Origin of the sequence: Lacrimispora sinapis, from assembly GCF_043633585.1 — a bacterium.
Lineage (GTDB): Bacteria > Bacillota > Clostridia > Lachnospirales > Lachnospiraceae > Lacrimispora > Lacrimispora sinapis.
The window spans coordinates 247,018-258,735 of sequence record NZ_CP141832.1 but is presented as its reverse complement, the minus strand read 5'-3'; the positions used below and the strand labels follow the sequence as shown (position 1 = coordinate 258,735).

Genomic DNA, 11,718 nt, shown 5'->3' with positions numbered 1-11,718 from the left:
GCCTACTTTATGTGCAGGGTCCTGCCCAGACCATCATACGGTCCGGTAACAATCCCATATCTCTCTGTTTTAATTCAAATCTCTTGTTACTTTTTCTATGTGAATCATTAAGTACATCATCTCTTCCCGGTCCACTTCATAGTAGTACTGGTCATGGATGTAATCGGCTATTTTTACTATGCAGTTATAAGACTTCCGGTATTTATCCTTCAGCAGATGAAACCATTCCTCATCGGTGTTATCGTACTGTTTATTCTGCAGCATCCGCTGGGCAAAGAACCGAATGTGGGTGACAAACCGCCTGTAATCCCAGGATTCGGTATTTAACTTTACCTGATAAGAGGCTTCCACAATATCCACAATATCTTTGATAATCTTCGTAATCAGTTCAAGATCTTCAGGCTCTTTTCTGTTCAGCTGCCCATAGACGAAATGAAAGGCTAAAAACATAGCTTCATCTTCTTCCATCGTCAGCTTCAGCCTTCTTTTTATTAAATCAAGGGCATACTGACCGACCTTAAACTCATTGGGATAAAACCTTTTTCCTTCCCAAATCATGGCATTGCGGAGAATAATTCCATTCCGGTACCGGTCTGCAGCTCCTGCAATGTGGTCACACACCGTCAGTATGGTCCGCTCATTCAACTGCATTCCAAACTCACTTTTGGCATAATCCACTGTCTGTTCACTGATTTCCCAATATTTCTGAGGAAGCTTTGCGAAATATTCTTCAAAGTGGCGGGCATCTTTTTTGTCATTCTGAACAAATATCCGCTCCACCAGCTTTCGGTCCACCTCATCGCCCTTTTTCTTACCAAAGCCGATGGATTTTCCTTTTAAAATTACTTCTTTTCCCTCAGTATTATATGATAATACCATATTATTATTCAGTATCTTCTCAATCTTCATAGTCCCCTTCAAGTAAATAAAAAAGACAAGCACAGAGGACATCACATAAAAGCGGATACGTGATAACAACTCTGTAGATCTTGCCTGCCTGACCAGTCACAAACTACATATCTATTTTGTAATTGAAGTATAACATGAATAAAAAAAGAAGTCTATTGCGATTATGTTCAATATCTCCAATTATTTTTGTGCAAAATTTACAAATTTTATGCATTATTTTTATCCGTACTCCATTACTTAGCTTATCATATTAATTATTACAAGTCTAGCTCTTATTTTAAATATTAGTATCCTGATTTAATTTTTTTTGGTTGGAATCCGCAACATGGGGAATTTGCAAAATTATTCTTGACAAATGATAATGACGGGGCTATTCTGATTAAGTGTTTACTTAATTAAATAAAGGCAATAGAAAAAAAGGAGGACCGTTTTATGGATTTTATTCAGGCGCTGCATGTGATCACAGATTCTACCAGGTACCAGATCCTTCGTCTGCTGATGGAACGTCATTACTGCGTCAGGGCCATTTCCCAAAAAATCGGAATCAGTGAACCGGCAGTGTCCCAGCAGATGAACATCCTAAAAAAAGCCGGCATTATAACAGGCACCAAAATGGGATATCATATGCATTATCTTGTAAATGTGAATTACGTGAAACAAATCTTTGAACAATTTGCAGAAGGGATCACTTCCGAGAAAACAGAAGAAACCCTGACAACGGAATGCTTCTGCGAATACGAATGCGGAAGAAAACATGAATATAACCAAAGATAGGAGTCTGAAATGGACAAGGAGTATCTAATCAATGATAAACCGGCCAGAGCACTGGCTTTTTTTACCTTTCCTATGATCATAGGCAATTTGTTTCAACAGTTTTATACCATGGCTGATTCTGTCATCGTGGGCCGTTTTGTAAGTGAAGATGCACTTGCGGCGATCGGGGCATCTTATTCCTTTACCAACGTTTTTATCTGCATTGCCATCGGAGGCGGTGTGGGAGCAACCGTTATCACCAGCCATTATTTAGGGGCCCGCAATTATAAGAAAATGATACAGTCCACCGGTACGGCTCTTATATCCTTTCTTATATTAAGCATTGTTTTGGCCGTGGTGGGGCTGGTCTTTGGCCGGACCTTTATGATATATTTAAATACCCCGGCAAACATCCTTACGATGGCTTCGGACTACCTTGAGATTTACTTCTGGGGACTTCCGTTTTTATTTATGTATAATATCATTTCCGCTATTTTTAATGCCATCGGAAAATCCCGGATACCTTTATATCTTTTGATTTTTTCCTCCCTGTTAAACATCGCTTTGGCTGTTTTTATGGTATACAGCCTGGGACTGGGGGTAAAAGGGGCGGCATGGGCCACCTTTCTGGCACAGGGCGTGTCTGTGGTACTTTCCTTTCTTTTGCTGGTTCGGGAATTTAAAAAATATTACTCCTATTTGGATACGGCGTTTGATACTTCCGCCTTTACCGAGATGTCAAAGGTGGCGCTGCCCTCCATTCTCCAGCAGTCCACCGTGGCCATCGGCATGCTTTTGGTCCAGTCTGTGGTAAACAGCTTCGGAAGCGAGGTGCTGGCAGGATTTTCCTCTGCCATGCGGGTGGAAAGTCTTTTCATCGTCCCCATGGCTGCCATCGGCAATGCCATGTCCTCCTACACCGCACAGAATCTGGGGGCAGGAAAACAGGACCGGGTGCAGAAAGGCTTCCGGGCGGCAAACGGATATATTCTATTCTTTGCAGTCATTACCTGCATCATACTGGAATTCTTCCACACGCCAATCGTAGGCTTGTTCCTGGGCGGAGGCGGAACCGAGCTGGCATATCAGACCGGAACCGGATACTTACGGTTTATGGGCTTCTTTTTCATTCTGATCGGACTTAAGATGAGTACCGACGGACTGCTAAGAGGTGCTGCCGACATGAAGATGTTTACCATTGCAAACCTTGCAAACCTGTCACTGAGAGTCATCTTTGCCCTGACTATGGCACCACGCTTTGGAGTTGCCATGGTATGGTATGCCGTTCCCATGGGATGGTTTGTGAACCTGTTGATCTCTTACCTGCAGTACCTTACCGGGAAATGGAAAACAATCCGCACCAGCAGATAAATAGCGTCCGCCTCCCACCCAGACAACCGTCAGCCGGTCCTGAATCTCCGGGTGTTTCAGTATTGCAGCGGCCATATCCGTTAAGGCCCCTGTGCACAGTACATAAAGCGGACGTACATCCTCTTTCAATGCCTCCGCAGCAAGAAACTGCGCTCCCTCACTGTATTCATAGGCTTCCAAACTCTCAAGCTTTTTGTCTGCGCCCAGTAAAATGGGGTACTGCCCCATGGTTTTTGACAGCTGGGCCAGCTTCTCCATCTCCTCATAGGAACGTCTGTTGGTGCCATTTTCCCGGAAATGAACTGCAACCATTCCCTTTATGTCAAAGCTTCTGGTTAAAAGCGCATGGACAATGCGTACTGGTCATCCGCCTCATTCTTTGCATCGCTGCATAAAATGACACGGACTTTTCTATTCTCCGGTATGACAAGCATAGGGCTTCTCCTCTCTGGAAAGGAGCCACTGCTGCCCCTGGAAATCTCCTTTCGGCCGGTCTAAATCCAGCCCAAGGTTCATGAGAAAACTTCCATGCACCACCATACTTTTGTCTTCTCCCACCCGTTCTACACGGTAAAAGGCTTTCGGGTCCAGTCCTTTCAGCTTCAGCCTTTTGGGAACGGTATTGGCCTTTGCAAGAATCTGGACAAAGCTGACTACCCCTCTGCTGCCATCCTCTGAGAGATACAGAAAAGCCCGTTCATTTCCTTCCTTTTTCAGCCGGTACAATTCCCCGTACCAGATGATTTCCCGAATCTGTTTGTAAAATTCCGTCTGCCTGTGGATCTCCTTCTTTTCCTCTTCTCCCAGTGACGTCAAGTCCAGTTCATACCCTAAATTGCCCTGCATGGCAACCAGGCCTCTGGTGAAGAGCGGGGTGAGCCTTTCTGTCATATGATTGGGGCAGGCGGATACATGGCAGCCCATTGCCACCGGAGGATAGACATAGGAGGTGCCAAACTGAATGTCCAGCCGCTCCACGGCATCCGTATCATCGCTGGTCCAGATTTGGGGCATGTAGAAAAGCATTCCCGGATCAAAACGTCCTCCGCCTCCGGCACAGCCTTCAAACAGCACATCCTTATAACGCCCGGTCAGTTCCTCTAAAATCCGGTAAAGTCCCAGAATATACCGGTGCCCCAGTTCTTTTTGCTGGTCTCTTTGAAGAAAACAGGAATTCCATTCCGTTATATTCCGGTTCATATCCCATTTCACATAGGATACGGGAACCGTTTTAAGAATCCGGTCAACGGATTCAATGATATAATCCTGCACCTCTTTGCAGCTTATATCTAATACCAGCTGGTTTCTGGCAAGCTGGGGGGAACGTCCGGGTACCTGTATGGCCCACTCCGGATGGCTTCTATATAAGTCACTGTCCGGCGACACCATCTCCGGTTCAAACCACAGACCAAATGAAAGTCCCCGTCTTCTGATCTCTTCTGCCAGCTCCAGAAGGCTTCCCCCCAGCTTTTCCCGGTTTTCCGTCCAGTCTCCCAGAGAATTTTCATCGCTGTTGCGTTTTCCGAACCAGCCGTCATCCAGTACAAAGCATTCCATTCCCAGCTTGACTGCCTCATCTGCCAGCTCCAGAAGTTTTTTCTTATCAAAATCAAAATAAGTGGCTTCCCAGTTATTGATGAGAATGGGTCTTTTTCTGCCGGTCCGGCCTGCATAGGCTCCCTGAAGCAGACAATCCCGGTACAGCCGGTGAAAGCTCCTTGACATGGCTCCAAGCCCCTCACCGGAATGGATCATTACCACCTCAGGACTTACAAAGGATTCTCCCTTTTTAAGGCCCCATGAGAAGGAAAAGGACTGGATTCCCATCATAAACCGGGTATTCTGGTGCATGTCCACTTCAACACTGGCTTCAAAACTTCCGCTGTAGACCAGATTCATGGCCCATACATTGCCTTTGTCTTCCTCCGCTCCCGGCTCTGCCAGAGCCAGAAACGGGTTCTGCCCATGACCGCTGGCTCCTCTCAAGCTTTCCACACAGAAACTTCCCTGCCGGATTTTCTGCCTGTTCTCATGACATTCCCTGGCCCAGGCTCCGTTTAGGCTGATGGCATCAAACTGGTCGTCCAGAAAGGAAAAGCAGCCCGACATGAGCCGTTGGATCTGAATGTCTCCATGATTTCCATTGGTTACCCTTACGCTTTGGGTTATGGCATCCCAGGCTTCAAAAACTCCGAATGTCAGGGTCACTTTTACGCCGGTTAAGCTGTCTTTCAATATCAGTTCCAGACATTCGGCATTATCATGTAAGACCGTAGGAAGCCCTTCCAGTTTCTTTTTCCCCTGATACTGGCGGTATCCGAAAAAACGGAGGTCCGTCATTTGGGACCCGTCCTCGTAGGAAAATTGAAATGCCGGCTTTCTTAAATCCGGATTGCCCCAGGAGGGATAGAGCACCGGATACTGTTCCAGTCTGAAATCCCGAATTCCGTCTGTCCCGGATAAATAGCTGGCTTTTTTCATATCCTTTGCAATACGGCTGAATGCATCATCCTCTATTCTTCCGCCCCAGTAAAGGCTCACCAGATGACCGCTTGGCATGGCATGAAGAACCATGGAGGTATGGGCCGTAACGAGATGAAATGTCCTTTCCTGCTCCAATACACGAATCACAATGTTTCCTCCTCTATCTGGTAAAACTCTGTAAACAGAGCCGAAGTATCCTTATTAAAGGTATCAACGGCGGTAATTCCTACCACCGCTCCTGTATAAGCCCAGCCGTCTGCATGTTCATCACTTAATATAGAAGCATCTAAAACCGGTCCAATCTTTTGAAAACCTTCCTCTCCTGCTGCATAATAAAACTGCAGGCTTCTCTGGTCCACACGGACCTGTAAGCGAACCATATCCGCAGATTCCGGCAGATATTCATACCTTCCTTCTAACGGTTCCTGGAAATGAAAATTATCGTTGGTCAGAATATTGACCATGGAACACTGTTTCTTCTCATCATATCCCACATAAAGGTAATAAAACACCTTTGTATTGTAATAGCACACCAGCCCTGCCGTCTGGGAATAGTGATAAGGGCTGAATTTCACCGTGGTTCCTGCTGTGAAACAGAAGCTCTCCCATCTTCGGGCAATCAGAGACTGTTCAAACAGAGAAGTAAGGGAATCACCCCCCTTTAAAACAAGCCCCTGATCGGTAAGCAGGGTCTTATGACGGAACGGACGGCGAAGGGACAGCCACTCCTCCTGTTCCAGATCAGTGCCCGGTTGAAAGGAGGTCCTGTATTCTTTGGAAGTTTCCTTTTTGACCGCTCCCGCAGGTGCTTCCACTTCTACAAGAGGAACACAATCCCCCTGCACCATTCTGGGCCAGCCGTCGATCCATTCCAGTTTCTGGAGCGCCGCTTCCCTGCCCAGAACGCAGACCGGCTCCTCATTTAAATACCGGGCACACAGGTGGGTCATGTACCAGCTTCCGTCCGGGGTCTCCACAAAATTCCCATGACCGGACTTTTTTAAAACCGTATCCTTTTCCCAGGATGTAATCAGCGGATGGTAAGGGGATACCTCATAAGGTCCCCATAGATTTTCCGACCGGGCCACGCAGATGGAATGGTGACGTCCGGTTCCTCCCTCGGCGGCAAGGATGTAGTAATATTGGTCCTTCTTCATCAGATGAGGGCCTTCCGTTCCTCCTGTGCCGCTTCCACGGAACACCACCTTTGACTGCCCTACCATTCCTTTTTCCATATCAAATTCCTGAAGGATCAGTCCGTTGAACTTCTGATGGCCTTTTAAAGGTCTGGGGTCCCACTGGGGGTTGAGAATATAGTGTTTCCCATTTTCATGAAACATAGAGGGATCAAAACCGGAAGCATTGATAAAAACAGGTGTGCTCCACGGCCCCTCGATGGACGGAGCGGTGGTAACATAATTTTCCACGTCCTTAAAGTAGCCGTCAATCTGTCTGCTGATGGTATATATAAGATAGAAAATCCCGTTATCATAGGAAATGGCAGGTGCCCAGATCCCGGCGGAATCGGGAATGCCGCTTAAATCCAGGTCCTTTAAAAGCCCTCCCTTGGAAGTCCAGTTTAAAAGGTCCTCCGATTCATAGAGGGATATGCCCGGGAGCCATTCAAAGGTCGATGTAATCATATAGTACCTTCCCCTTGCTCTGCAAATGCAGGGGTCGGGATGAAATCCTCTTAAAACCGGATTGCGGATCATGGCTCTTTCGGAAAGATTGGTATGTGGGGTCTCTTGATTCATGATGTGCCTCCTTGTATTTTGACTTGCCTTCAGGCGGAGCTCCTGGTGCATTGTCATATAAACCGGTAGATTGCCTCTGCCACTCCTGCGTGGTCATGATCGGCGGTTACATATACAGCCGCATTTTTCACTTGTTCCACCGCATTACCCATTGCAACGCCTACACCTGCAAGTGTAATCATCTCTAAGTCATTTTCGTTATCTCCGATGCACATGACCTGTTCCATGGGAATGGCAAGGTGTCTGGCAAGAGCGGCCACCCCTTTTCCTTTATGTTCTCCCTTTGGGGTAATATCCACAAAAAATGTATCTGATTTTGCCACATGGAACAAATCCATCTCGATCAGGGACTGTTTTAATAACCCGAAATTGGCTTCATCAATTTCCTTAATAGCTATCTTGATAATCTCATCCCTGTAACGGTGCGCTTGGGTCCGCAGTTCGTTAAAATCTTGACAATACAGGTAATCCGAACGAAGGCTTCCATTCTCAACCAGCTCCTTTACCTGCCCTGTCATCTCTCTGTTTGTAATGTTCCATTCTGCTGTAGAGAGGAATATCTGGCTGTCAAAGCGCTCTGCCTGACTGATAATTTTCATCACCATTTCCTCTTCCATAATGGTTTTCTGTACGATCCCCTCAGACAGGATCAGTCCGCCGTTTAAGCAGACTGCATTCCTTCCAATCCCAAGCTGGGAAAAAAGCGGCTCGATCCCCTCCACAGAGCGGCCGGAGGCGATTGCCACAGTCACGCCCTTTTCAAGAGCATAGTGAACTGCCTCCACATTTTCCGGAGGCAGCTCCTTGCGGCTGTCAAGGAGCGTTCCGTCGATATCAAGGCATAGCAAACCAATTATTTTCTTATCTACCATATCAGTATGTCCTTGTCTAAAAGTCGTAAAACTGCTTCAATAAAGAAGTAGTCTCCATAAATAATGGGTACATGCCTGTCATGCTCGGTTCCATAAGAGCCGGAGCCCATCTGTACGATGGAATCATATGCCGGATCCCAGTTGCAGAACCTTTCATCGGTTGCTTTCAGGATCCGCAATGCGGCATTGGTATAAAATTCCTTTTCCACTTCCGGCACGTGAGAAGCGATCTCAAGCAGTCCGCAGGCAGCACAGACCCCGGCCGTGCTGTCCCAGTATACCGGCTCCTTGGGTGCCCGGAAGTCCACCAAAGCGACGCCTCCGGTCAGATCGGTCTGGGCGATGAAATAATGGGCCACCTTTTTTGCCGTGTCCAGATATTCCTTTTTGCCGGTGTGCAGAAAGCTGAGGGCAAATCCATATATGGCCCATGCCTGGCCTCTGGACCAGGAGGAGCCGGACTCATAACCCTGTCCCCCAGGTGTTTCTAAAAGTTCTCCGGTCACAGGATCAAGGACAATGATATGATTGCAGGAGCCATCTTCCCGCACTGTATACTTCATCAGCGTATCTGCATGGTCCATGGCCACAAACTCAAACCTGGGATCTTGAATCTCATCTCTCGCCCAGTAAAGCAGAGGAATGTTCATCATACTGTCCACGATCACCCAGCCGGAACGGTCCCGGTTCCAGGAGCGGAGAAACTTTCCTCTTGGATTATACCTTCCTGCCAGCAGATGAGCGGCATGAAGCGCTCTTGCCCTGGAGCGTTCGTTTTTGGTGATCCGGTAGCTGGCTGCCGCAGAATGAAGCCACATAAATCCTACGTCATGATGAAGCCCGGTATAAGTTTCAAATGCCTTATCCAGCTTTTCCTCCACTCCCTCTGCCGCCTTGCGGAAAGTCTCCTTTCCCTCTGCGTGATACATCTGCCAGAGAATCCCCGGCCAGAAGCCGTTGGTCCACCAGACAATATCCGTCTCGGCTTTGTCTTCTTTATAAACTCCGTCTTCTGCAATATAGGGAATCCGGTCTCCCACCCGGTCACATTCTGCTGAAATCTTTTCCCGTATCTTTTCATAAGTCTCTTCCGCCCATACGCGGTCTGCATCTGATAATTGATATTTCATCTTGATCCTCCCTGGCTTTTTTTATTTTTTATTTAAAATTATATTTTTACCGTTTACCATAAGACAATTTCCTTTAAGGCTGGCAACCGGCTTTTGTCTTGGTCCTGTTTCACCTTGATCCAATTCCGGATCGCCATAGACCAGACACGCTGCGATCCAGCCCCCTTCTGACGGAGGGATTTCCCTTTTCAGTGCCGGAACTCCATTTCTTTCACAATCATAAATGTTCGTGTTTGGTCCCTGAAGAACCACCTCCGGCTGGCGGTCATGGCAAAGATCCCAAATTCCGCTTGACATGTGACCACGGTGAAGGATTATGCCGTCCGTTTCCATCACAGGAGAACAAAACTTGGGGCTCCAGCCAAAAACCGGAAATGCGCCTTCATATGTCTCCAGTTCCAGACTGGTGTGAATCCGGTGGACCCTTATATGGAACTGCTCATCCACAGGAACCAGCCAGCTCTCAATCTCTGCAATCTCACCATATACCCACCGGCTGTATCCGTATTCCTTAAACAAGTCCCATTCCACAATCCTTCCCCGTCCTGCAAACTGCCCCGTCCCCTTTACGGACAGAGCCAGAGTATTGTCAACGGCAAACTGGCTGATTCCCTGCACATCCCTGGAACAGTTAAACCCAAAGGCAGTGGAATAACAAAACTTTCCATACTTGGACATATGCTGGAAAATGGAAGCATGGCTGTACTGACAGACTGAAAGTGCATAATGATGCTTTTTCCCCGCCACCGCCAAAAACCCCGGTCCCCGTTCTTCTCTGATGGGTTCCTTTAAAACCACCTTCTTTCTGTCCTCTTTCCAAAAATCATGTTCCTGGGGAAGAGACAAAATAACAAAGGCCTTAAATGCCCACATAGGCGAACCCGGCGCATTATAATCCTCACTCAAAACCAGGTTGGGATATCCGTAGCCAATGGAGAGCATTCCTTCGGAAAGGATGTCCTGACCTGCCCAGAAATTGAAATTCCGGAAAATCATATCCTTTACTTCTCCGGTGGAAATTCCATGAACGCCGCTTACAGCACAGGCACACCAATAGCATACATGGGCGAAGCGGTAGGTCAGGCTTCTTCCAAAGGGCAGGCTCCGTCCCTGGGAGTCCAGCCAGTACAGAAAATCCGGTTCAAACTCAAGACTTCTTTCCCTGACACCGGACAGCTTGTGTTCCGGGCAGTACCGGTCAAGCAGCAGGCTGTAAAACTGAAAAGCAAAGGGGATATAATAATCCCTCTGGCAGTCATGCCCGTCTTTGTACCACCCGCCGCCAATATAGAGACTCTCGATCTCCCTGCAGGCAAAATCAATGTTTTCCCTGCTGTAGGGAAAGCCGTTTTCCTTCAGTCCGTAATTGATGATTAAGAGGAAAAAGTACCAGTTTCCTCTTGGAAATTCAATTTCATTTACCTGGTTCAGCCAGACAGCCAACCGGTTTCTTTCTTCCTCATCCAGATAATTCAGCAGCCGCTCTTTGCAGCACAGCAGTCCATAGCCATAAACTGCCATTTCCACTGCCGTCTGCCTCCTTGCCGTAGACGGCTCTGGAAATGTCAGAGGAGTCCCGGGCTTTAGTCCGGCTTTGATCCTTTTTATAAAAGGAGCCGCCATCTCCTCCTCATAATCACCGCTGGCGATCAGGGAAAAGATTGCCCACAAAGGCCGGGAGCAATATTCAAACTCCCTGATTCCTGCATCGTAAGCCGCACCGGTGGACCCCTTGTACAAAAAAGGATCGGGAAGCATATCAGAAAGCCATTCCACCAGATCCCTGCGGCTTTTAAGGTCTTTACATGATTTCAACATATCTCTCAATATCCTCTGCTCCTGTTTTAAATTCCTTTGCCGCCCGCTGCCGGTAACGTCTTCCTTCCTCCTTTTTGCCCATGGATTCATAGGATCTGGCAAGCAAATATTCCAGATAGCCCTTCTTTTTCCCCCTGTGGGCTTTTGCCTCAGCTGCCAGCCGGTCCGCATAGGCTATGGAACCGCCAAAAACAATGTCATAGTGCATCTGGTACTTTTCCAGACGGTCGGGAGGAAGGACCTCCTTCATCTTTTCCAGAATTTTTTCACACCTCTCCCTCTCCTGCCTGCGGGAAAAATACTCATATCCGCGGACCAAAAGTCCCGTAAGCTGAAAGGAATTCATGGACTGCTTCATCATGGCATTAAACTGCCCCTTTACCTTATCTGCATCATCAAGGCTCATATAAGCACTCAGCTTCATGTTTTCCCTGGTATACACAGGCAGAACCCCGCGGGCCAGCCTTCCATCCACCTGCTGGAAAAAAGAAGTGTAATTCCTGGTTTGGAGTGCGGTATAAATGCCGGTAAATACACGTTTTTTTATAAGTCCCATTGCAACAGTTGAAACCGCCATGATTCCTATGATCACAGCCAGCATTCCCAACCCGTTCATCTTTTCCC

Annotated in this window: 9 protein-coding genes; 2 read left to right on the top strand and 7 right to left on the bottom strand. The window is 47.4% G+C overall.

Going from position 1 to position 11,718, the window contains the following annotated elements:
- Window positions 1–69 precede the first annotated feature (69 nt).
- Entirely contained in the window at window positions 70–909 is an 840-nt protein-coding gene (licT, locus tag VIG27_RS01275; RefSeq protein WP_394524556.1) for a BglG family transcription antiterminator LicT, read from the bottom strand.
- Window positions 910–1,341: 432 nt separating this feature from the next.
- Here licT and VIG27_RS01270 point away from each other — a divergent pair, with 432 nt between their 5' ends.
- Window positions 1,342–1,683 carry an ArsR/SmtB family transcription factor gene (locus VIG27_RS01270; protein WP_394524555.1) on the top strand — a complete coding sequence of 114 codons (342 nt, stop codon included), beginning with the start codon at window positions 1,342–1,344 and terminating at the stop codon, window positions 1,681–1,683.
- Between the two features lie 9 nt (window positions 1,684–1,692).
- The gene (locus tag VIG27_RS01265; protein ID WP_394524552.1) at window positions 1,693–3,033 is read left to right on the top strand and encodes an MATE family efflux transporter; all 1,341 of its coding nucleotides are present in this window, start codon (window positions 1,693–1,695) and stop codon (window positions 3,031–3,033) included.
- Window positions 3,034–3,444: 411 nt separating this feature from the next.
- Here VIG27_RS01265 and VIG27_RS01260 read toward each other — a convergent pair whose 3' ends face one another.
- The 6 genes from VIG27_RS01260 to VIG27_RS01235 are packed head-to-tail and all read right to left on the bottom strand — an operon-like array spanning window position 3,445 to window position 11,710.
- Complete coding sequence (locus VIG27_RS01260) at window positions 3,445–5,664, bottom strand: alpha-galactosidase (RefSeq protein WP_394524551.1); 2,220 nt, start codon at window positions 5,662–5,664, stop codon at window positions 3,445–3,447.
- Window positions 5,661–7,274 (bottom strand): glycoside hydrolase family 43 protein, encoded by a 1,614-nt coding sequence (locus VIG27_RS01255; RefSeq protein ID WP_394524550.1) that lies wholly within the window; start codon window positions 7,272–7,274, stop codon window positions 5,661–5,663. Before VIG27_RS01255 ends, VIG27_RS01260 begins: the two co-directional genes overlap by 4 nt.
- Before the next feature lie 53 nt (window positions 7,275–7,327).
- Entirely contained in the window at window positions 7,328–8,146 is an 819-nt protein-coding gene (locus VIG27_RS01250; RefSeq protein WP_394524549.1) for a Cof-type HAD-IIB family hydrolase, read from the bottom strand.
- Window positions 8,140–9,276 (bottom strand): glycoside hydrolase family 88 protein, encoded by a 1,137-nt coding sequence (locus tag VIG27_RS01245; protein ID WP_394524547.1) that lies wholly within the window; start codon window positions 9,274–9,276, stop codon window positions 8,140–8,142. The genes VIG27_RS01250 and VIG27_RS01245 overlap by 7 nt, the downstream gene beginning before the upstream one ends.
- Before the next feature lie 21 nt (window positions 9,277–9,297).
- The gene (locus tag VIG27_RS01240; RefSeq protein WP_394524544.1) at window positions 9,298–11,094 is read right to left on the bottom strand and encodes a DUF2264 domain-containing protein; all 1,797 of its coding nucleotides are present in this window, start codon (window positions 11,092–11,094) and stop codon (window positions 9,298–9,300) included.
- Complete coding sequence (locus tag VIG27_RS01235; RefSeq protein WP_394524542.1) at window positions 11,078–11,710, bottom strand: hypothetical protein; 633 nt, start codon at window positions 11,708–11,710, stop codon at window positions 11,078–11,080. Before VIG27_RS01235 ends, VIG27_RS01240 begins: the two co-directional genes overlap by 17 nt.
- Between the last annotated feature and the right edge of the window lie 8 nt (window positions 11,711–11,718).

Bases quoted from the DNA above. Each gene is read 5' to 3' on its own strand.
- licT (WP_394524556.1), bottom strand. From the start codon at position 909: ATGAAGATTGAGAAGATACTGAATAATAATATGGTATTATCATATAAT.
- VIG27_RS01270 (WP_394524555.1), top strand. From the start codon at position 1,342: ATGGATTTTATTCAGGCGCTGCATGTGATCACAGATTCTACCAGGTAC.
- VIG27_RS01265 (WP_394524552.1), top strand. From the start codon at position 1,693: ATGGACAAGGAGTATCTAATCAATGATAAACCGGCCAGAGCACTGGCT.
- VIG27_RS01255 (WP_394524550.1), bottom strand. From the start codon at position 7,274: ATGAATCAAGAGACCCCACATACCAATCTTTCCGAAAGAGCCATGATC.
- VIG27_RS01250 (WP_394524549.1), bottom strand. From the start codon at position 8,146: ATGGTAGATAAGAAAATAATTGGTTTGCTATGCCTTGATATCGACGGA.
- VIG27_RS01245 (WP_394524547.1), bottom strand. From the start codon at position 9,276: ATGAAATATCAATTATCAGATGCAGACCGCGTATGGGCGGAAGAGACT.
- VIG27_RS01240 (WP_394524544.1), bottom strand. From the start codon at position 11,094: ATGTTGAAATCATGTAAAGACCTTAAAAGCCGCAGGGATCTGGTGGAA.
- VIG27_RS01235 (WP_394524542.1), bottom strand. From the start codon at position 11,710: ATGAACGGGTTGGGAATGCTGGCTGTGATCATAGGAATCATGGCGGTT.